This is a genomic window from Micromonospora sp. NPDC051925, assembly GCF_044548625.1.
GTDB lineage: Bacteria > Actinomycetota > Actinomycetes > Mycobacteriales > Micromonosporaceae > Micromonospora.
Genome location: NZ_JBIUCH010000007.1, coordinates 98,769 through 118,306, shown reverse-complemented (window position 1 = coordinate 118,306; position 19,538 = coordinate 98,769). Strand labels below are relative to the sequence as shown.

The window sequence follows — 19,538 nt, the reverse complement described above, 5'->3', positions numbered from 1 at the left end:
GGCCGGACGCCACTGGTGGGCGGCGGGCGCGGGCCGGTGCAGGACGCGGACGGGGCCACCCCGGTCGGGGGCGGCCCCGTCGTCACGCGTACCCCCGGGTCAGTCGCCCCGGGCCCGGCGGGTAGCCCGGTCGTTGGCCTTCTCGATCGCCTTGACCAGTTCCGGCTTGGTCATCCGGCTGCGACCCGGTACGTCCAGCTTCTTCGCCACCGCCATCAGGTGGTCCTTGGTGGCGTTGGCGTCCACCCCGCCGGCCGTGGGAGCCCGCCGGGCCGGGCCGCCGCCGGCCGCCTGCCGGTCGCTCGGCCCCTTGCGTCCCTTCGGCTCCCAGTGGTCACCGACCTTCTCGAACTGGTGCTTGACGGCGGCGAAGGCGACGCGGTGCGCCCGCTGGCCCTCGCCGTAGGTCTCCACCGCCGAGTCGTGCGTCTTCGCCCAGGTGCGCTGGGCCTTGTCCGGGGAGCGTCGCAGTGTGCTGGGCAGAACCTCGCGCCCGGGCATCTCGTCCTCCTCCGCGTCGACTGTCTGGTCCACCTGAACGGTTCCCGGCCTCCGCACCGGCAAACACCGACGTCGGGTTTGTCGATTTCGGCCGCCGGGTACCGCCCGCCCAGACGCGCGCCGGACGTCGGGTCCGCCGGGTCGCCGGGCGACGAGGAGCCGAGCATGGCGGTGGCGCTGCTCTCCTGGATCGTCGTCTCCTTCGGCTTCGGCCTCTACGTGGCCAACTTCGGCTCGTACGACGTCACCTACGGCAGCCTGGGCGCGGTGATCGCCTTCCTGGTGTGGCTGTACCTGTCCAACTCGGCCCTGATGTTCGGGGTGCAGATCAACGCGGAGTTGCAGCGGGGGCGCAGGTTGCAGGCGGGCGAGGACGACCCGGGTGAGCCGGTGCTGCCGCCGAGGGCCACCGCCGATTCGTGACCGGTTGCCGGGTTCGGCGTGCGGTCCGGCGTTTCCCCGGGGCGGGCGCGGGTAGCAGACAGGACATGGAACGGGGCAGCAGCAAGCACGGACCGAGGATCGACGACCAGATGAGCCAGGAGGTCAGCGGCCTCGTGCAGGGGCCGGGGACCGGAGGTTCGCGGGTCGAGGAGTTCCGGGAGGCCGAGCCGGCCGGGGAGGACCAGCCGGGTGCCACCACGGTGCCGGCGGGCGACCTACGGACCGGCACCCCGCAGGGGATGACCTCCCAGGACGTGGAGGCGCGCAGCCGGTTGGGCCGGTTCATCACGATGACGGCCCTGCCCGGGGACCGGGCGGCGCTGGTCGCCAACGCCCGAAACAACGAGGCGCCCGACGACCTCGTGGCCGCGCTGGAGCGACTGCCGGAAGGTACCCGGTACCAGACGATCTCCGAGGTGTGGGCCGCCCTCGGACATCGGAACGAGACGACGCGTTGGTGACCGGATCGGCCCACGATCCGGACGATCGCCAGCGGACAGAGGAGGACTTCTCATGAGTGGCGTTATCGAGCATGTGGACGTGTCCGTACCGGTACGGACCGCCTACGACCAGTGGACCCAGTTCGAGGAGTTCCCCCACTTCATGGAGGGGGTTCAGGAGGTCCGCCAGCTGTCGGAGAGGATGACCCACTGGACCGTGGAGATCGCCGGGGTCAAGCGCGAGTTCGACGCCGAGATCACCGAGCAGTTGCCCGACGAGCGGGTGGCCTGGAAGTCGACCGGCGGCACCCAGCAGGCCGGCGTGGTGACGTTCCACCGCCTCGACGAGGGCAACACCCGGGTGACCCTCCAGATGGACTTCGAGCCGCACGGCGTGGTCGAGCAGGCCGGCGACAAGCTGGGCGTGGTCGATCGTCGGGCCAAGGGCGATCTGGAGCGCTTCAAGCAGTTCATCGAGCGTCGCGGTCAGGAGACCGGCGCGTGGCGCGGGTCGGTCGACCGCCCCCAGCCCTGATCCACATCCCCCGAACACCCACGTCCACCGGACGTCAGGTCCACCGACGGCCGCCGGATCCCCGGCGGCCGTCACCGGGTCCGTGGTCCCCTGCCGACGATCACGTCGGCCCGCCGACCGGGTCGGTTACCGGTCCGGCCCGCTGTCGAGCTGATGACGTTACCGAGTCACCTCGCGCTGCGGGTCGGGCCTGGCCGTTTGCGATCATCGGGTCGGGGTACCGCGATGGGATGACGGACAACGACGGCAGGGTCTGGCGGGACGAGCAGAAGATTCCGCTGGAGGAGCTGGACCGGGCGATCGCCCGATCCACCATCGACGGGCAGGCCGACGACCCGACCGGCAACGACGCGGGTGAGGAGGCCGCCTTCGGGCACGGCCCCGAACCGGTGGACCGGGATGCCGACCCGGAGACCGAGCGTCGGGAGATGACCGACACCGAGCGCGCCTACCGCCCCTCCACGACGGGACGCACCGGCCCCGACACCATGTGAGACCCGGCGGGGCGGGCGAGGGTGGTGGTCAGCCGACGGGCGACGGGGCAACGCGGCGGGCGGCTGCGGCGTGTACCAGCAGCAGGGCCACCGCCAGCACCGTCAGCGCCGGGCCGAGCAACCGCGCCGACGTGTCGCCGAGCAGCACCCCGAGCCCTGCCGGGATGAGGGCCGCCCCGATCCCGGCGGCACCGATCTGCACGCCGATCACCCGGTCCGCGTGCTCCTGGCCGACCCGTTCGGCCGTACTGAGGGTGAGCAGCGGGAACACCGGCGCGGCGGCAAAGCCGAGCACGACCAGACCGGCCACCGTCACCCAGGCGGGGGCCGGCAGCGCGATCAGCACCGCCCCGGCCGCCATCCCCAGCAGGCTGCCCCGCAGCACCCGTGCGGTGCCGAGCCGCTCGGCGACCAGCCCCTGCACCACCCGGCCGACGAAGAGGCTGCCCCAGTAGCCGGAGACACACACCCCGGCGGCTGCGGCGGGCAGCCCGCGCCCCTCGGTGAGCAGCAGGAACGCGTAGAGCCCGGCAGACACCTCGATGGCCACGTAGACGGCGAACGCCAGCGCGCCGAACCAGACGGCGGGCAACCGGAGCGTCTCCCCGATCCGCACCACCGTCGGCCCCGTCGGCCCCGCCGGCCCCAGCGGCCCCGCCGGCCCCAGCGGCCCCACCGGCCCCATCGACTCCACCGGCAGCAGACCGGCGTCGACCGGCATCGCCGGCTCCGGCGCTGAACCCACGCCGGCGTACGCAGGATCGGCAGGGGCGGCAGTGGGCCGGGCTGCCGCGCCCGTCCGGTCCCGCCAGGCACCGACGGTGAGCGCGAACGCGGCGGCCAGGGCGAGCTGCGCTGCGGCGGTGACCGCGTACCCCCAGCGCCAGCCCGCGCCGGCGCTCAACATCGCGGTCATGACCAGGGGGCCGATCGCCACGCCGAGGCCGAAGAAGGCATGCATCCAGTTCATGTGCCGGGGCCCGAAGGCCCCGGCGGCGTACGCGTTGAGGCCGGAGTCGATGGCTCCCGAGCCGAGGCCGAGCACCAGCGCACAGCAGATCAGCACGGTCAGCGCCGGTGCGGCGGCGTACCCGGTCAGGGCCAGGCTGGCCAGGAGGGTGCTGCCGGCGAGCAGCCGGCCCACGCCGAGCCGGGCGAGGGTGAACCCGGCGAGGACGCTGGAGGTGAGGTAGCCGATCGTGCCGGCGGTGAGCACCAGGCCGACCGCGCCGGTCGGTACGCCGAATTCGGCGCTGATCGAGGGCCAGCCGACGCCGAGCAGACCATCGGGCAGGCCGAGACTGACGAAGGCGAGGTAGGCGAGCAGGAGCAGGGAGGAACGGGGCGGGGCGACGGACACGGAGCCTCATCCTGCCTCATCGTCGAGAAGGAGTCGACGTGATCATCACCTCCCCCGAACCGGCAGACTGACCCGCCCGGACGGGCAGGAAACCGGACAGGTCATCCAGAATCCGCCGTTCGGCTGACGGCATTCCGAGGTGGTCGCGCAAGACTTTCGGGATGCAACAGGGTTCCGGTTTCCTCACCCCTCGTCAGCGCCGCCTGGCTTGGCTCGGCTTCCTGCTCGCCGCCGTCCAGGCCCCGGTCGCCGCCAGGTTCGCCTCCGACGACTCGTGGCTGTTCAGCCTCTGCGTCGCGCTCATGGTGGCCACCGTGATCATCGCCGACGATGCCAGCCGTCGCCGCCCGGCCGACGCCACCTCCGCAGACTGACCTGCCCGGCGCGCACCGGGCCGTCCGTCCCGTCCGTGCCCGCCCGGTCCGAACGCGCCGGATGGCGCGCGGTTCTCCTTCTGCCCGCCGGGACCGGGTCGATCCCCCTGGCGGAGGTCGGCCGACCGGAGGGGGACCGGGTACCGGCCGAGTGGCCGACTCCGCCCCGGTTACCCGGTGGTTAACCTCGGTCTTCATGCGAGTGCCCCACCCCCAGGTCGCGACCCGGACCGCCGTGAGCGCGGCGCGCTCCCGCCTGGCCCTGCTCACCGCCTCGGTCGGCACCTCCGGGCTCGCCGCCGCCAGCGCCCGGCCGGCCCTGCTCGCGCTGGTCGACCAGCATGCCGCAGCGATCCGGGACAGCCTCGACGGTGACCGCCGGCCGCTGACCCCGGCCGCCCTGGCCGGTTACGCCGAGGGGATCCGCGACACGGCCCGCGCACACGGCCTGCTCCCCGACGGCGCGACCGACTTCACCGCGCCGGACTGGGTGCTGATCCGGCTGCTCGCGGTCTGCGCCCTGGCCCGCACCCTCGACCCCCGCCACCTCGAACCGGCCTGACCCGCCCGGACCGGGAGCGACCCGGCCCGAACCCGGAGCGTCCCCCGAACCCGGAGCGGCCCGCCCGGACCCGGAGCGACTCTGTTCGGACCGACCCCGGCCGCACCGACCCGACGGGAGGGCACCCGCGCCCCGCGCGGACACCCTCCCGGTGGTACGTGCCGACTCAGCTGCCCGGACGACCGAACTGCTGCGTCTCGTCGCCGGGGTTGCCCGACTGGTAGGTGCCCCGGCCGCCGGCCATCGTCCGGGCCTCGTCGACGCGCGGCATGGTCTGCGTCCGCTCGCCGCCCCGGTCGGCCATCTGCCGGTTCATGTCACCCTGCCCGGCCGCACGGGCCCGGCGGTGTTCCTGGACCGCCCGCGACTCCTCGGCCGCCCGGTCCAGCCAGCCGTCCCAGCGGGCCTGCATCGGCTTCACCAGACCACCACCGACACCGACGATCAGGATGCCGGCCACGGTGGCGAGCACCGCGATCAGCACCGGCGTGGTGACCGTGGTGGCGATGCCGACCTGGTTCAGCGCGGCGATCACCCCGAGCGCCAGGATGAAGACGGCCGTCAGGTCGGCCAGCACCTTGCCGTACGACAGGCCGCCGAGCGCTCCGGAGATCAGGTCCCGGACGGCGTTGGCGATCGCGGCGGCGACGACCACGATGACGATCGCGATGAACGCTCGCGGCAGCCAGGCCACCACCCCTCGGATGAGGTCGCTGATCGCGTTGGGGCCCCACACCCCGAAGGCGAACTGCAGGGTGAACAACAGCACCGCGTAGTACGCCAGCCGGGCCAGGATGTCACTGGCGTCGTACCTGGTGCGTTCCAACGCGCGTCTGATTCCGCCCCGTTCGACTGCTTTGTCGAAGCCCACCCGTTCCAGCGCCGCGTCTACCACCTTGAGCACCGCGCGGGCGATCAGCCAGCCCACCACGAGGATGACGATGAACGCGATGGCCCTCGGCACGAAGAGCAGCACCGACCGCCACATGTCGGTCAACGCGCTACCGATGTCGACCTGCCTGACCGCAAGGGTTTCCGGCATGATGTCCCTCCTGTCCAATGGACTGCGCCGCCCGGTTACCCGCCCGCCGCAACAGCACGCCGCAGAAGCCGTACGGATTTTCCCGACATGTCTTCAGAAAGGCCACCTGACCTGCACGAACACCTCGGGTAGCGGCACCGACCGGGCCGACGCGGGGCACGATCGATTCGCCTCTGTGCGGCTCCGGATAGGCTGCGGACATGCCAGGCACGGTCGGGCGGTTCCCGACGTCACCCACTCCCGTACCGGGACCGGCCGGGGTGTCGCCGGCGGTGGCGGCCGTGCGGGCCCATCCCTGGGCCGACACTCCGCTGGGCCCGCAACAGGGCTGGGACGTGACGGTACGGGTGCTGGTCGACGTGATCCTGTCCTCTCCCGTACCGATGGCGCTGCACTACGGCGACGACTTCGTCCTGCTCTACAACCAGGCGTACGCGGAAGTGATCGGTGACCGGCACCCCGGCGCGATGGGTCGGCCGGCCCCCGAGGTCTACGCCGACCTGTGGCACGCGCCCGGCGTCGGCGAGGTGATCGAGCGGGCCTACCGACACGGCGAGTCTTTCCTGCAGAAGGAGTCGGTGCTCCCCGTCCACCAGCACACCGCGGCCACCGAGCACGCGGTCTTCACCCGCGGCCACTCCCCGGTGCGCGACAGCACCGGCCTGATCGTCGGCGTGCTCACCGTCGCCGCCCAGACCAGCCAGCTCACCCAGCAGTTGCAGAGCCTGTCCGACTTCGCCGCGGCGCTCTCCGGCACCCTCACCCTGGACGACGTGGCCCGGGTGACGCTGCGCTACGCGCTGCACTCCTTCGACGCCGACCAGGTGTCCTTCGCGGTCGACGACGGCCCCGCCTGGCGGATGGTCCGGCGCATCCGTGGCGAGCTGCTCGACGAGGCCGACGAGCGGTTGCCCCCGCTCTGGCGGCCCGTCCCGGCGGACACCACCGCGCCGGTGGTGGTCGGTGCCCGCAGCGGGGTGCCCTTCTTCGCCGGGGACGGCCAGCCCCTGCGGGACATCGCGGTCGACCGGCACGACCAGAAGATCCGCTCGTTGGCCGCGCTGCCGCTGCGCTCGTCGGTGATCCGGGGCGGCCTGGCCGTGGGCTACCAGGCACCGCACGGCTGGTCGGCGGCGGAACGGGCGCTGCTGGCCGCCTCGGCCGAGCTGGTCGGCCAGGCGGCGGAGCGGGCCCGCCGGTTCGAGACCCAGCACGGCACGGCCCAGTTGTTGCAACGCAGCATGCTACCGGAGCAGTTGCCGGCGCTGCCCCGGCTGCGTATCGCCGCCCGGTACGACGCCGGTGTCGACGGCAACGCCGCCGGTGGTGACTTCTACGACGCCTTCCTGCTGCCCTCCGGCGACCTGGGCGTGGTGCTCGGCGACGTCGCCGGCCACGACGTGCAGGCCGCAGCCCGGATGGGGCAGGTACGGGCGGCGCTACGGGCGCTGGCGCTGGCCGATCCACGCCCGGATGCGGTACTGGCCGGCCTGGACCGGCTGGTGGCGAGCCTGGGCACCGAGACCGGTACCCAGGAACTCTTCGTGACCGTGGCCTTCGGGGTGGTCGACGCCGACCGGGGTGAGATCACCCTGGCCAGCGCCGGGCATCCCCCGCCGTTGATCCGGCGGTGCGGGCCGGACGGCGTCGCCACCGCCACCTTCGTCGAGCTGCCGACCGGCGCACCCCTGGGGTTGGGGTGCCGACCCCGGACCGCCACCGTGCCGTTCGCCCCCGGCGACACCCTGCTGCTCTACAGCGACGGGGTGGTCGAGCGGCGACGGCAGAGCCTCACCGCCGGCCTGGCCGGGCTGGCGGCGGCGGTGGCCGGGGCGGCCAGCGGCGACCCCCGGGCGCTCTGTGCGGTCGCCACCGGCGCGGTGGCCGGCACCACCGAGGACGACGTGGCGGTGCTGGCGGTGGAGCACGCGCTCAAGCCGAGCCGTTCCGCCGGGATGGAGATGCCGGCCGAGCCGACCGCGCCGAGCCGGGTCCGGCACTGGATGACGGCGCAGCTGGGCGAGTGGCAGGTGCCCGAGGCGGTGATCGGCGCGGCGGTGCTGTGCACCAGCGAGCTGACCACCAACGCGTTGCTGCACGCCGGTACCGCCGCCCGCGTGGAGATCGACCTCAGCCCGGAGCGGTTGCTGGTGTCGGTCGCCGACTCCGGCACCCGGGGCACGGTGACCCGGGCCCAGACCGACACGCTGAGCAGCCGGGGCCGGGGGCTCGGGCTGATCGAGCAGCTCTCCGACGCCTGGGGCACCGATCCGACGGTACGGGGCTCGACGGTCTGGTTCGAGATCCTGCTGCCCCAGGCTTAGCCCGGCTACCCATTGGGCACAGTCCCACCCCCACCCACATCCGTGGCGGGGGGTGAGAGGTGGTCGGGGTGGAACTGGTCGATGTCGAGTTCGCGCTGGTGGGCGTGGGTGCCCTGCTGGCCGGGGTGCTCCCCCGCCTGCTGGAGCGCCGCCCGCTGTCCATGCCGATAGCGTTCCTCGGCCTCGGGATGCTGGTCTTCGCCCTGCCCATCGGGTTGCCCGCCCCGGACCCGCTGCGGTATCCGCAGGTCGCCACCCACCTGACCGAGATCGGCGTGATCGTGGCGCTGATGGGCGCCGGGCTGAAGATCGACAGGCCGTTGAGGTGGAAACGCTGGTCGTCCACCTGGCGGCTGCTGGCCATCGCGATGCCGATCTGCATCGCGGCGGTGGCGTTGCTCGGCTGGTGGTGGGCGGGCCTGGTGCCGGCCGCCGCGCTGCTGCTCGGCGCGGCCCTCGCCCCGACCGATCCGGTGCTCGCCTCGGACGTCCAGGTGGGCGAGCCCACCGACGCGGAGGACTCCGAGGACGAGGTGCGCTTCGCGCTGACCTCCGAGGCCGGCCTCAACGACGGCCTGGCCTTCCCGTTCGTCTACGCGGCGATCGCGATCGCCAGCACCGGGCTGGCCCCGGCGGGCTGGTTCGCCGAGTGGTTCACCGTCGACGTGCTCTACAAGCTGACCGTCGGCATCGGTGGTGGCCTGCTGGTCGGCTGGCTGCTCGGCAAGCTGTTCTTCCGCGCCCCGAGCGAGCTGCGGCTGGCCCGGCACGCCGAGGGCTTCCTCGCGCTGGCCGCCACCTTCCTGGCGTACGGGCTGGTGGAGGTGATCGGCGGGTACGGCTTCCTGGCCGTCTTCGTCGCCGCCCGCGCGATCCGGGCCGCCGAGCGGACCCACGAGTTCCACGCCGTGCTGCACGACTTCGCCGAGCAGACCGAGCGGCTACTGACCGTCCTGCTGCTGCTGCTCTTCGGCGGCGCGGTGATCACCGGCCTGCTCGCCCCGCTCACCTGGCAGGCGGCGACGGTCGGGCTGGCCCTGGTCTTCGTCATCCGGCCGCTGGTGGCCTGGGTGTCGCTGCGGGGAGCACCGGGTCGGCCGGCCGAGCACTGGGTGATCTCGGCGTTCGGCATCCGGGGTGTCGGTTCGTTCTACTACCTGGCGTACGCCACCACCAAGGCGGACTTCGCGCAGGCGGATCTGGTCTGGGCGACGGTCGGCCTGGTGGTGGTCGTCTCGGTCGTGGTGCACGGGATAGCCGCCACACCCGTGATGCAGCTGCTGGACCGGGCCGGCGAACGGACCTCCGACCCGGCGGAGCGGAGTCAGCCGGACGCGCCGGCCCTGAACGGCGTCCGAGGCTGACCGCAGACCGGCCGTCCACCCGTCGGCGTCAGCGGTCGGCGGAGAGTCGCCGGGCCAGCTCCCGGCCCAGGTCACGCCCCGAGCGCCAGGCGCTCTGCACCCGGGGCTTGCCGAAGGCGTCCCCGGCCAGCCCGACCCCGTCGTCGTCGAGGAAGAACCCCCCGTCGGGCCCCGGCTCGGCCGGGCGGGCGTACGTCCACCGGTGGACGTGTGTCGACTCGGCCGGGTCCGGCAGGCCGAGCAGGTCGCGGACGGCCTCCTCGATCGCCGGACCGGCGGCGCTGGGCTGGGCCAGGTGACCGGCGGCGAACTCGGGCGTGGTGTGCGCGACCAGCACCGGGGCACCGTCACCGCGTCGGTCACCGTCGTCGCAGACCAGGGCGAGCACCGGGTGCGCGTTGACGAAGGCACCCCGGAAGTCGGTCCACCGCCGGCCGGGGAAGTGCAGCACCCCGGTGAGCACCGGTGCCCACCGCTGCCGCTCGGCGGCCCGGGTGACGCCGGTCAGCGCCGGGTCGAGCAGCAGGGCGGCCTGCGGACCGGGGGTACAGAGCGCCACGGCGGTGGTGGGACGGCCGTCGACCACCGGGCCGGGCGCGACGGTCGACACCCAGCGGTCGACGGTCACCGGTAGCTCCCGGGCCAGCTCCTCGACCAGGGACCGCAGGCCGCGCGGGGCAGCCCAACGGACCGGTCCGGGCACCTCCCGCCGGCCGTCCGGGCCGTACGCGACGAAGGTGTCGGTCCATTCGCGCACCAACCCGGCGGCCTGCCAGCGCCGGACGACCTCGACGAAGTCCGGGTCGTCGGCGGTCAGGTACGCCGCGCCCAGGTCCACCGGGCGACCGTCGAAGCGTCTGCTGGCCATCCGGCCACCGGCCACCCGACCACGTTCCCGGATCTCCACCGGTACGCCCGCCCGTGCCAGCTCACCGGCGCACGCCACCCCGGCGATGCCGGCACCCACGACGATCACATCCGACTCCACCGGTTGATCGTATGCACCTCGGCGGCTCAGGCGCCCTGGCCCTGGTTCTGCATCAGGCCGCCGTCCATGAAGTACGTCGACCCGGTCACGTAGTCGGCGTCGTCGCTGGCCAGGAAGACGGCCAGTTTGGCGATCTCCGCCGGTTCGGCGGCCCGCTTCCACGGGATGCTCTGCACCTGCTCCGCCAGGTACCGCGGGTCGTCGATGGCCTGCTGGTTGAACGGGGTGAGCACCATCCCGGGCCCGATGTTGTTGACGTTCATCCGCATCGGGGCGACCTCCAGGGCGAGGCTCTTGGCCAGTTCGAGCATGCCGCCCTTGCTCGCGTCGTAGTCCGCGCCGCCGGCCCGGGCCACCTCCTGGTGGATCGAGGTGATGTTGATGATCTTCCCAGCGCCGCCCTGGTCGCGGCGGTGCCGCACGAACCGGCGGGCACAGAAGAACATCCCGTACAGGTTGGTGCGGATGCAGCGGTCCCAGGTCTCGGTGTCCAGGTCGGCCACCGGAATGCCGGAGGCGTCGACCCCGGCGTCGTTCATCAGCACGTCCAGCGCGCCGAACTCCGCCAGGGCCTCGTCGAACATCGCCTCGACCTGGTGTTCGACGCTGATGTCGCCCTGCACCACCACGGCCCGCCGGCCGGCCTTCTCGATCTCGGCCCGGGTGTGGTTCGCGCCGGCATGGTCGTCCAGGTAGTGCACCACCACGTCGGCGCCCTCCCGGGCGAACTCGATCGCGGTGGCCTGCCCGATGCCCGAGTCCGAGCCGGTGATCAGGGCGGTCCTGCCGGTCAGCCGTCCGCTCATCAGCGTGCTCCCTCCGTCGGTCCCGTACCGGTCGGCACGGGCTGCGGCGACCGCGCCGCGACGTCGTGCTGCCGCTCGGCGGCCTCGGTGAGCCGACCGGCGGCGTTGATCAGGCCGATGTGCGAGAAGGCCTGCGGGAAGTTGCCCAGCTGTTCGCCGGTGGCCTGGTCGATCTGTTCGGCAAAGAGACCGAGGTCGTTGGCCCGGCCGGCGAGCTGTTCGAACAGCCGGCCGGCCCGGTCCGGTTCGCCGGCCAGGGCCAGGCAACTGGCCAGCCAGAACGAGCAGATCACGAAGCCGGCCGGGTCACCGTCCCAGCGGCGCAGCAGACCGTCGCGGGACAGCCGACGCTCCACCACGTCGATGGTGGAGCGCATCCTCGGGTCGTCGGCGGGCAGGAAGCCGACCAGCGGCATGAGCAGCACCGAGGCGTCCAACCGGTCGGAGTCGAAGGCCCCGGTGTACGCGCCCAGCCGGTCGTTCCAGCGTCGAGCACCGCCGCGCGGACCTCGTCACGGGCCCTGGCCCACCGCTGGACGTCGGCCGGGTCACCGAGCCGGGGACCGAAGCGCACCGCCCGGTCCAACGCCGTCCAGCACTGCACCTTGGATGACACGTAGTGCCGTTCGGCGTCGCGCGCCTCCCACATCCCGGCGTCCGGTAGGTGCCAGGCCCGTACCGCCTGGTCGGCCAGCGCGCACAGCAGGTGCCGCACGTCGGGCGTCATCGGGTCCAGGTAGTGCCGCATCAGCCAGGCGGCGTCGAGGATCTCGCCGAGCACGTCGGTCTGTCGCTGCTTCCAGGCGTCGTTTCCGACCAGGACCGGCCGGCTGTCGGCGTACCCGCGCAGGTGGTCGAGGGTGTGTTCGGTGAGGTCCCGCTCCCCCTCGACGCCGTACATGATCGGCACCCGGCCGTCGTCGATCCGACCCATCGCCCGCGCCACCCAGGAGAACTGCCGGTCGGCCTCGTCGGGGCAGGCCGCCCGCCAGAGTGCCTGGAGGGTGAGGCTGAAGTCACGGACCCAGACGAAACGGTAGTCGTAGTTGCGGTCGCCACCCAACTGCTCCGGCAACGAGGTGGTCGCCGCCGCGACGACCGCACCGCTGGGCTGGTACGTCATGCCCTGCACCACCAGCGCGCTGCGCCGTACCTGGTCGCGGTAGTGGCCCCGGTAGTCGTGCAGGTCCGCCCAGGAGCGCCAGCCGGCCACCGCGTCGGCCACCACCCGGTCGGCGTCGGGCAGCGCCGGGTCGGCATCGCCGTAGGTCGGGGCGTACCCGAGGGTGAACCGCAGGGTATCCCCGGCCCGGACCGACGCCCGGCCGGTGGCGTTGCCGTGTCCGCAGGTCAGCGGCGCGTCGGAGCGCAGACTGAGCCGGCACGCGCCGGCCCGCGCGTCGATCACCCCGGCAGACTGCGTCAGGTACGCGGTGACCCGCCCGTACTCGAACCGGGGTGCGAAGTCGATGCGCACCGGCACCTCGCCGGAGAGCCCCTCGACCAGCCGGGCGAGCACCCGCGGCGAGCGCAGGCCGATGTCGTGCCCGCGCGCGCCCGGCTCCAGCGCCAGGGCGTCGGTGACCGCCACCGACCCGCTGGCGGTGCGGAAGACCGTGCGCAGCACCAGCGAGTCGTCCAGGTAGGAGCGGGACACCCGGACGTCGTCGGCCTCGGGCGTGATCGACCAGTGGCCGGCCCGGTCGTCGAGGATCCGGCCGAACACGGACGGGCCGTCGAACCGGGCGGGGCACCACCAGTTGACCGAGGCGTTCCGGTCCACCAGCGCGGCGCTGCGCCCGTCGGCCAGGAACCCGTGCTCGCTGATCCGTCCGCTGTCCACGGGCCGGGTTACCCGGGCGCGTCGCACCGCATTCCTCGGCCGGACGGCGTTCTTGCGACCCGCGTCGTCCCGACCGGACCCGTATTGCCGCGCCGCTCGGCGTTATCCCGTCGGGCTGGCGGGAACGCCGGTCGTTGACGAAGGAGGATGCCATGACCAGAGCATCGAACCCGACCGCCACCTGGCGACCCGGGATGCCGGGCGGCGACAACCTCCCGTCCGGTCCGGCCGGCCGGCCGGCGACGCCGCCGGGGGACGGGTACGGCCCGCAGGCCGGCTCGCCCGCGGTGACGATCGGCGCGTACCCGGACTATCCGTCCGCGCAGCGGGTGGTGGACTACCTGGCGGACAACCGGTTCCCGGTGGAGCACACGGCGATCGTCGGGACCAATCTCACCCTGGTGGAGACGGTGCTCGGCCGGCTCACCACGGGACGCGCCGCCCTGCTGGGCGCTGGCACCGGTGCCTGGTTCGGCCTGTTCATCGGCCTGCTGTTCGGCATCTTCACCGCCGGCAACTGGCTCGCGGTGATCCTGGTCGGGCTGGTGATCGGCGCGATCTGGGGTGCCGTGTTCGGTGCGGTGGCGCACGCCATGTCCGGTGGCCAGCGCGACTTCACCTCGGCCAGTTCGCTGCGGGCCGGCCAGTACGCGGTCACCGTGGACGCCGCCCTGGCCGACCAGGCGCGGCAACTGCTCGGCCGGATGCACCTGACCCCGACCGGGGCGACCGCCCGCTGACCCACCCGACTCCGCCGCCGCCCCGACGCGCCCAGCGCCGGGGCGGCGGTCGCGTCGTCGGCCCCTGACCGGGGCGAGCGGCCCGGCCACGACACGCCGGGGAGCACCCGTCACTCGGGCAGCGAAGGGTGTCCCTCTGCCGCGTCGGCCCAAAGCGCCTCGAAGTGCTCCACATACCTGCTGAACGGCCCGCCGCTCTCCCTGCGGCGAAGGTGCAGCGTGACGGAGTCCTGTCCCAGCGCGCCGCCAATGTGGGTCGCCACAATTGCGTCGTCGTCGAACACCCAGACAGACATGGCGATATGACGGTCAGACAGGCGGACGGGTAGCGGTGTGGGCGACTTCCCGATCTCGGCTTGCGTCATGGCGATCCGGGTTGCGAGATTGAGCGGCGTCGCCTCGATCAGGTCCCGGCTGGCGGTGACCTGGCTCGCTGCGTCGCCCAGCAGGAAACGCACGTCTGCACCTGCCTGGGCCTTCGCGCCGATGGTCTCCGCCGCGTGTGGCACTTCGAGCCACACGAAGTAGCTCGTATAGCCACCGAACCACAGGCGGGAGCGTGCCCCCTCGATCAGCTCCCGAAAGAGAGAACGAGGCAGGTCAGAACGTCGCGGGTAGACACCGACCAGCTCACGGTCAGCGCCCAGCTTGACCGCGCGCCGCACAGCCTCAGGCCACGGCACGTCTACATCTTTTCCCAGGACCCTCGCCACCCGCAACCGCACCCGCGAACGCGGGTGCGGAAGACGCCCCGGGATCGCTTCGAACCCGCTGATGAGCAGTGATGCGCGGAAGCGCAATGCGGAACTGCGTACGGGGGCGCTTGCGCTCGGCGTTCTCGTCGACTGGCGGGAGGTGAACAGCAACCCTCGCCTGATCCTGATGTTCGACGTGGAGACCGCCGACGGCATCTCGTTCCGCGGTATCGCAGACGAAGGCCTCACGATCACCGAGCTCACCCGACTCGCCCCAGGGCAGACGTTGCCCGTGCGCTACCGGCCGGCCGTCATGGACCACTACGTCGCCCTTGCCCGGGACGCGGACCCGGCCCGTGTGCAGCAACTCTCTGACGAGATCGCGCGCCGTAAGCGGACCTGACCCGAAGCCATCGACAGGGTGCGGCTAGCGAGACGCCCTCGCGAAGTTCACGAACCCCCGCCACGCGCCCGGCGCGAACGCCAGCGTCCCACCGTCACGGTCCTTCGTGTCCCGCACCAGGACGACGCCGGGCAGGTTGTCGGCCACCTCGACGCACGCGCCGCCGTTGTCCCCGCTCTTCGTGCTCTTGCGCCACTGTGCGCCGGTCATGTCCATGTCTCCACCATCTGCGTCAGTAGCTCGGTCGTCTGCCAGTGGGACAGCGCCTCGCCGCGCACGTTCTCCCACGCCGCCATTATCGTGCACACGCACGTGCGGGACCTGGCAGACGGCGAGGAGCGCCCCCACCTGATCCGCATGACGGCACGCCCGCCCACCGGCCGCCGCAGCACGGCTTCGTCGATCACAGTGGTGAAGTGCGGCGGGTGCTCGTCGTGTCTCCCGGCGAGATGACGTCAGACGGGGTCACTTCATCACTCCCAGGACACCAAAGACCCCCGGTCGACCGGGGGCCTTCAGATCTCTGATCAGCGAGACGCCCTCGCGAAGTCCACGAACCCCCGCCACGCACCCGGCGCGAACGCCAGCGTCCCACCGTCACGGTCCTTCGTGTCCCGCACCAGGACGACGCCGGGCAGGTTGTCGGCCACCTCAACGCAGTTCCCGCCGTTGCTGCCGCTTTTCGTGCTCTTGCGCCACCGCGCGCCGGTCATGTCCATGTCGCTGCCACTCTCCTGATGAGATCGAGAGACTGTGCCCGAGGTAGGGCCTCGCCGACTATGCGAGCCCAGCTACGTTCAAGGCTAGCGATTTCTGCCGCGTCGTCGGTGATGTGTGCGCTGGCCGGGCCGTCCTGGTGCGCCAGCCGCGCACCGTCCGGCAGCTCGGCCAGCACGAACGGACCGCCCATGCCCAGATAGATCGGCGTGTCGAGCGGCACGATATGCACCTGCACGCACGGCAGTTCGGCGCAGGCCGCGATGTGTTCGCACTGCTCGCGCATCAGCGTGCCGTCGCGTCCTGCGCGCCGCCGGAGGGCCGCTTCGTCGATCACCGCGACGACGAGCGGAGGCTGTGGCCGGTGGAGAATCGCTTGCCGCTGCACCCGCGCCGTCACCAGTTCGTCGACCTCCTCGGGGGCGGGTGTCGCCAGCGCCAGCGTCGCCCGCGCGTACGCTTCCGTTTGCAGGAGCCCCGGCACCCACGCGAGTTCGAACCCCCGCAGGGCGACCGCCTCGCGCTCGATGTCGACCCAGGACCGGAACCATGCAGGCTCGTGGCGCTTCAGCGCATCCGGCCAGAGGTCCAGAACGTCGCGGCCCAGGACCGCCGCGACCTTGGCGCGATGCCGTGTCTGCGGTATACGCCCGTGGCTCGCCCACTTGGCTGCGGTTTTCGGGTCGACACCGATCTGAGCTGCAAGGCTCTCGGCCGTCTGACCGGTCTGCGCCATCGCCTCTTTGACTGCCAGGTTCATCCTGCTCCATCCCCACGTTCCGGCCGAACGTTCCAAACGTCTGCCCCCATAATGCAACGCAGTGTGTTCGCTCCACAACAGTCAGCAAGGTAGATCCCAGAGCGACGCCGCCGGTTGGCGAAGGCATCCGCCGGCCGCGTCTGCTGCGGGGGCCGTCTCCTGTGGAGGGGCAGAAGGCGGCCCCCGTTCCATCCGCCACGACGAAGGGGGAGCACCATGCCGGACACACCGGAGCCCGACAGCTCACCGCCGCCCGAGCCGCGCCGGAAGCCTGACGACGACCCACCACCGGCGCGCCCGTCGGTGCCCGGCCCGATCGGGCCGTTCATCCCACCGTGGCGGGGCCCCGGCCGGCTGGCAAACGCCGTCCCCTGGCACCGCTGGGCCGCCGGCTGGAACGGGAGCTAGCCCGGTGACCCCGCACATGATCCGCCCCGGCGACGTACTCCACCTGACGCGCGCCGCGAGCGTGCAGTTCATCCGTCCGATCACGGTCCGGGTCATCCGGGTGCTGACCGACTGGCACACGTACGACGGTTGGTTGTGGATCGACGCGTACGAGCTGGACGCCGCCGGCGACGCGGTCCGCCGGCGGACCCTGTTCCTGATGCCGTCCGGAGCCACGCACCTGGAGCCCGCGCCCCGTCGACCGGCTCCGCGCAAGCCGATCTCGCGAAAGGTCGTGGTGGCGTGACCGCCCTGATTCCCGGCCGACACACGCCACTACGACCCACCTGGCTCTGCCGGATCGACGCCCACCCGTGGCCCTGTGGGGAAGCGAAGCTCGCGCTCCTCGCGGCGTACGCCGGTGACCGGCCGGGCCTGCTGACCCTGCTGTCGAAGCTCAAGGAGGAGGCGGAAGACCACCTCGCGCAGCTCGACAGCGGCAGGCCCATGGACGCCACCGACCGCTTCCTGACCTGGACACGCCAGCCCGGCCGCTGACCTTCCTCCCCCCTGACCCGCCCCGGGTCGCGCGCCCCCGTCCCCCCAAGCGGGGCCGCGACCCGGGGCGGGTCGCTCTCCTTGGAACATTCCCCGGCGTCGGCCCCGGCCCCGGCGCACAGCACCGGCTACCGGCCGGCGTGCTCAGGTCGATCTTGTCGCCGACGATCGTGAGACTCGGGCCGCCCTCGATCAGCTTCCGCTGCCGGTCCAGGGAGGTGGAAGGGTCAGCGGTCGCGGCGAGGGTAGTCCAGCTCACCGCCCCGGTGATCAAGAGGTTTACGTCAACATTCCGCTAGAAGCTGACCGAAACCTCTTGATCACCGAGCCGGGCGACCGCCCGCACCTCCATCCTTCAAAAGCTGAAATTCCTCAACTCAAGCATGGTTGTCGTGCTGCTCACAGCAGACGTAGGAAGCTTGTTGAAATTTGAAAGAGTGCTAATGTTCCGGGCATGACGGAGAGCCTGGACAGCGAGCGGATGGCGTGCTGGCGTGCCTACATCGAGGCGAGCCAGCGGCTGTTCACCCAGCTGGAGGACGACCTGCGCGCCGACGGTGAGCTGAGCTTCGCCGACTACCACGTGCTGGTCCTGCTCTCCGAGGCACCGGGCCAGCGACTCCGGATGGGCGAGCTGGCCGGCCGGCTGGTCTTCTCCCCCAGCCGGCTCACCTACCAGATCTCGACCATGCAGCGCCGGGGCCTGGTCGCCAAGCAGTCCTGTCCTGGGGACCGTCGGGGCAGCGAGGCGGTGCTCACCGCCGCCGGGCTGATGACCCTGCGCGAGGCCGCGCCGGGGCACCTCGCCTCGGTCCGGCGGCACCTGATGGACGACCTCGACGACGCCGAGGTCACCACCCTGACCCGGATCTTCGACCGGCTCGGCCGGCGGTTGCGCGCCGACCGGGACGCGTCGTCCACCCACCGCGACACCTGAGGAGCCCGAGATGCCCGCGATCGCCGTCGACGACGTCCTCGTCCTGCCCCGCCTGCCCCGGCTCGACGAGACCACCAGCTTCCGGCCGGTCCGCCGGCTGACCACCGCCCCCAGCGGCTACGAGGGTGAGGGTTTCCCGGTACGCCGGGCCTTCGCCGGGGTGCCGATGTCGGATCTCGACCCGTTCATCCACCTCGACCAGATGGGTGAGGTGGACTACGCGCCGGGCGAGCCCAAGGGCACCCCGTGGCACCCGCACCGGGGCTTCGAGACGGTCACCTACATGATCGACGGGATCATGGACCACCAGGACTCGCAGGGCGGTGGCGGCACCATCACCGACGGCGACACCCAGTGGATGACCGCCGGCAGCGGCCTGCTGCACATCGAGGCGCCGCCGGAGCACCTGGTGGCCAGCGGTGGCCTCTTCCACGGCCTCCAACTCTGGGTCAACCTGCCCCGGGTGGCCAAGATGATGCCGCCGCGCTACCAGGACATCCGGGGGCGGGAGGCGGCGCTGCTGACCACGCCGGACGGCGGCGCGCTGATCCGGATCATCGCCGGTGAGGTCGCCGGGCACCAGGGTCCGGGGTCGACCCACACCCCGATCACCATCGCCCACGTCACGCTCCAGCCCGGCGCGGAGCTGGACCTGCCCTGGCGGTCCGACTTCAACGCCCTGGTCTACGCGCTCTCCGGTCGGGGCACGGTCGGCACCGACCGGCGACCGTTGCAGGGCGGCCAGTTGGCCGTGCACGGTCCGGGCGACGCGCTGCGGGTGACCGCGGGCGGGAAGCAGGACGGCCACACCCCGGCCCTGGACCTCTACATCATGGGCGGAAAGCCCCTCCGGGAGCCGGTGGCGCACTACGGGCCGTTCGTGATGAACACCCGCGCCGAGCTGATGCAGGCCTTCGAGGACTTCCAGGCCGGCAAGCTGGGCGTCGTCCCCGCCGAGCGGCTGCCGCACACCGGTGGCCAGGGCGACCGTCCCTGATCGTGCCACGCGGGTGCCCCGGTCCACGCCGGGGCACCCGGGGCGGCGTCACGACACCGCGAAGATCCCGGCCACCCCGAGGATCACCATGAGCAACACCGCCAGGATCGCGCCGCGTTCGCTCTCGACCGCCTGCGGGCGGTGCTCGGTCGCGGGGTTCGTCGTATCGGCGGGCATTGTGGTGCCTCCTCGGCGTTCGCGGCTCTGTGGGGTGCGGTAGGCCACCCTCCGGGCGGTTCCGGGTTACCCGGAGTGCGTACCGGCGGT

Annotated in this window: 24 protein-coding genes and 2 pseudogenes; 14 read left to right on the top strand and 12 right to left on the bottom strand. The window is 72.3% G+C overall.

The features are described 5' to 3' along the window. Positions 1-99 precede the first annotated feature (99 nt). Positions 100-501, bottom strand: a complete 402-nt coding sequence (locus ACIG87_RS11355) for a ChaB family protein (RefSeq protein ID WP_396850561.1) — start codon at positions 499-501, stop codon at positions 100-102. Positions 502-666: 165 nt separating this feature from the next. Here ACIG87_RS11355 and ACIG87_RS11350 point away from each other — a divergent pair, with 165 nt between their 5' ends. The 4 genes from ACIG87_RS11350 to ACIG87_RS11335 all read left to right on the top strand — a co-directional run bounded on the left by ACIG87_RS11350 (position 667) and on the right by ACIG87_RS11335 (position 2,414). Further along, entirely contained in the window at positions 667-924 is a 258-nt protein-coding gene (locus tag ACIG87_RS11350; RefSeq protein WP_396850306.1) for a YihY/virulence factor BrkB family protein, read from the top strand. A 65-nt stretch (positions 925-989) separates the two neighbouring features. Further along, positions 990-1,406 (top strand): DUF2795 domain-containing protein, encoded by a 417-nt coding sequence (locus ACIG87_RS11345; protein ID WP_396850305.1) that lies wholly within the window; start codon positions 990-992, stop codon positions 1,404-1,406. 52 nt (positions 1,407-1,458) lie between these two features. Then, the gene (locus tag ACIG87_RS11340) at positions 1,459-1,920 is read left to right on the top strand and encodes an SRPBCC family protein (RefSeq protein ID WP_396850304.1); all 462 of its coding nucleotides are present in this window, start codon (positions 1,459-1,461) and stop codon (positions 1,918-1,920) included. Positions 1,921-2,150: 230 nt separating this feature from the next. After that, a complete protein-coding gene (locus ACIG87_RS11335) occupies positions 2,151-2,414 on the top strand; it encodes a hypothetical protein (RefSeq protein WP_396850303.1) in 264 nt (87 codons plus the stop codon). 28 nt (positions 2,415-2,442) lie between these two features. Here ACIG87_RS11335 and ACIG87_RS11330 read toward each other — a convergent pair whose 3' ends face one another. Then, positions 2,443-3,774, bottom strand: a complete 1,332-nt coding sequence (locus tag ACIG87_RS11330; RefSeq protein WP_396850302.1) for an MFS transporter — start codon at positions 3,772-3,774, stop codon at positions 2,443-2,445. A gap of 161 nt (positions 3,775-3,935) precedes the next feature. Here ACIG87_RS11330 and ACIG87_RS11325 point away from each other — a divergent pair, with 161 nt between their 5' ends. After that, on the top strand, positions 3,936-4,148 hold the full coding sequence (locus ACIG87_RS11325; RefSeq protein ID WP_396850301.1) for a hypothetical protein: 213 nt from the start codon (positions 3,936-3,938) through the stop codon (positions 4,146-4,148). A 196-nt stretch (positions 4,149-4,344) separates the two neighbouring features. Beyond that, positions 4,345-4,710 (top strand): DUF6401 family natural product biosynthesis protein, encoded by a 366-nt coding sequence (locus tag ACIG87_RS11320; protein WP_396850300.1) that lies wholly within the window; start codon positions 4,345-4,347, stop codon positions 4,708-4,710. 166 nt (positions 4,711-4,876) lie between these two features. On the opposite strand, the gene ACIG87_RS11315 is transcribed toward ACIG87_RS11320, so the two are convergent. Continuing rightward, the gene (locus ACIG87_RS11315; RefSeq protein ID WP_396850298.1) at positions 4,877-5,752 is read right to left on the bottom strand and encodes a hypothetical protein; all 876 of its coding nucleotides are present in this window, start codon (positions 5,750-5,752) and stop codon (positions 4,877-4,879) included. Between the two features lie 200 nt (positions 5,753-5,952). Here ACIG87_RS11315 and ACIG87_RS11310 point away from each other — a divergent pair, with 200 nt between their 5' ends. Both ACIG87_RS11310 and ACIG87_RS11305 read left to right on the top strand, forming a co-directional pair. Then, on the top strand, positions 5,953-8,076 hold the full coding sequence (locus ACIG87_RS11310) for a SpoIIE family protein phosphatase (protein WP_396850296.1): 2,124 nt from the start codon (positions 5,953-5,955) through the stop codon (positions 8,074-8,076). Positions 8,077-8,144: 68 nt separating this feature from the next. Further along, positions 8,145-9,440, top strand: a complete 1,296-nt coding sequence (locus ACIG87_RS11305; RefSeq protein ID WP_396850294.1) for a cation:proton antiporter — start codon at positions 8,145-8,147, stop codon at positions 9,438-9,440. Between the two features lie 28 nt (positions 9,441-9,468). Here the strand turns inward: ACIG87_RS11305 and ACIG87_RS11300 are convergent, their stop codons facing one another. The 3 genes and pseudogenes from ACIG87_RS11300 to ACIG87_RS11290 all read right to left on the bottom strand — a co-directional run bounded on the left by ACIG87_RS11300 (position 9,469) and on the right by ACIG87_RS11290 (position 13,077). Beyond that, complete coding sequence (locus tag ACIG87_RS11300; protein ID WP_396850560.1) at positions 9,469-10,416, bottom strand: NAD(P)/FAD-dependent oxidoreductase; 948 nt, start codon at positions 10,414-10,416, stop codon at positions 9,469-9,471. Between the two features lie 38 nt (positions 10,417-10,454). Continuing rightward, positions 10,455-11,234 (bottom strand): glucose 1-dehydrogenase, encoded by a 780-nt coding sequence (locus tag ACIG87_RS11295; protein WP_396850292.1) that lies wholly within the window; start codon positions 11,232-11,234, stop codon positions 10,455-10,457. Further along, positions 11,234-13,077: pseudogene (locus ACIG87_RS11290) on the bottom strand (glycoside hydrolase family 15 protein). The gene ACIG87_RS11295 and the pseudogene ACIG87_RS11290 overlap by 1 nt, the downstream one beginning before the upstream one ends. 152 nt (positions 13,078-13,229) lie before the next feature. On the opposite strand from ACIG87_RS11290, the gene ACIG87_RS11285 reads away from it, so the two are divergent. Next, positions 13,230-13,817: a general stress protein gene (locus ACIG87_RS11285; protein ID WP_396850290.1), complete on the top strand. Its 588-nt coding sequence runs from the start codon at positions 13,230-13,232 to the stop codon at positions 13,815-13,817. A 110-nt stretch (positions 13,818-13,927) separates the two neighbouring features. On the opposite strand, the gene ACIG87_RS11280 is transcribed toward ACIG87_RS11285, so the two are convergent. Next, positions 13,928-14,482 carry an XRE family transcriptional regulator gene (locus ACIG87_RS11280; RefSeq protein ID WP_396850288.1) on the bottom strand — a complete coding sequence of 185 codons (555 nt, stop codon included), beginning with the start codon at positions 14,480-14,482 and terminating at the stop codon, positions 13,928-13,930. 109 nt (positions 14,483-14,591) lie between these two features. On the opposite strand from ACIG87_RS11280, the gene ACIG87_RS11275 reads away from it, so the two are divergent. Then, on the top strand, positions 14,592-14,915 hold the full coding sequence (locus ACIG87_RS11275; RefSeq protein WP_396850287.1) for a hypothetical protein: 324 nt from the start codon (positions 14,592-14,594) through the stop codon (positions 14,913-14,915). Positions 14,916-14,939: 24 nt separating this feature from the next. On the opposite strand, the gene ACIG87_RS11270 is transcribed toward ACIG87_RS11275, so the two are convergent. The 4 genes and pseudogenes from ACIG87_RS11270 to ACIG87_RS11255 form a co-directional block, all read right to left on the bottom strand. Then, entirely contained in the window at positions 14,940-15,125 is a 186-nt protein-coding gene (locus tag ACIG87_RS11270; protein ID WP_396850285.1) for a DUF397 domain-containing protein, read from the bottom strand. Then, positions 15,122-15,346: pseudogene (locus ACIG87_RS11265) on the bottom strand (Scr1 family TA system antitoxin-like transcriptional regulator); the annotation flags it as partial. The pseudogene ACIG87_RS11265 and the gene ACIG87_RS11270, both read right to left, overlap by 4 nt. Positions 15,347-15,442: 96 nt before the next feature. Beyond that, the gene (locus tag ACIG87_RS11260) at positions 15,443-15,634 is read right to left on the bottom strand and encodes a DUF397 domain-containing protein (RefSeq protein WP_396850283.1); all 192 of its coding nucleotides are present in this window, start codon (positions 15,632-15,634) and stop codon (positions 15,443-15,445) included. Then, positions 15,625-16,392, bottom strand: coding sequence for a DUF5753 domain-containing protein (locus ACIG87_RS11255; protein ID WP_396850281.1), 768 nt, complete (start codon positions 16,390-16,392; stop codon positions 15,625-15,627). The genes ACIG87_RS11260 and ACIG87_RS11255 overlap by 10 nt, the downstream gene beginning before the upstream one ends. Positions 16,393-16,816: 424 nt before the next feature. Between ACIG87_RS11255 and ACIG87_RS11250 the strand changes: the two genes are divergently transcribed. The 4 genes from ACIG87_RS11250 to ACIG87_RS11235 all read left to right on the top strand — a co-directional run bounded on the left by ACIG87_RS11250 (position 16,817) and on the right by ACIG87_RS11235 (position 19,271). Continuing rightward, complete coding sequence (locus ACIG87_RS11250; RefSeq protein ID WP_396850559.1) at positions 16,817-17,086, top strand: hypothetical protein; 270 nt, start codon at positions 16,817-16,819, stop codon at positions 17,084-17,086. After that, positions 17,083-17,337 (top strand): flavin reductase, encoded by a 255-nt coding sequence (locus tag ACIG87_RS11245; RefSeq protein WP_396850279.1) that lies wholly within the window; start codon positions 17,083-17,085, stop codon positions 17,335-17,337. The genes ACIG87_RS11250 and ACIG87_RS11245 overlap by 4 nt, the downstream gene beginning before the upstream one ends. Before the next feature lie 454 nt (positions 17,338-17,791). Further along, positions 17,792-18,274, top strand: coding sequence for a MarR family winged helix-turn-helix transcriptional regulator (locus tag ACIG87_RS11240; protein ID WP_396850278.1), 483 nt, complete (start codon positions 17,792-17,794; stop codon positions 18,272-18,274). Positions 18,275-18,284: 10 nt separating this feature from the next. Beyond that, positions 18,285-19,271 (top strand): pirin family protein, encoded by a 987-nt coding sequence (locus ACIG87_RS11235; protein ID WP_396850277.1) that lies wholly within the window; start codon positions 18,285-18,287, stop codon positions 19,269-19,271. A 48-nt stretch (positions 19,272-19,319) separates the two neighbouring features. Here the strand turns inward: ACIG87_RS11235 and ACIG87_RS11230 are convergent, their stop codons facing one another. Continuing rightward, positions 19,320-19,448: a hypothetical protein gene (locus ACIG87_RS11230; protein WP_396850275.1), complete on the bottom strand. Its 129-nt coding sequence runs from the start codon at positions 19,446-19,448 to the stop codon at positions 19,320-19,322. Positions 19,449-19,538 lie beyond the last annotated feature (90 nt).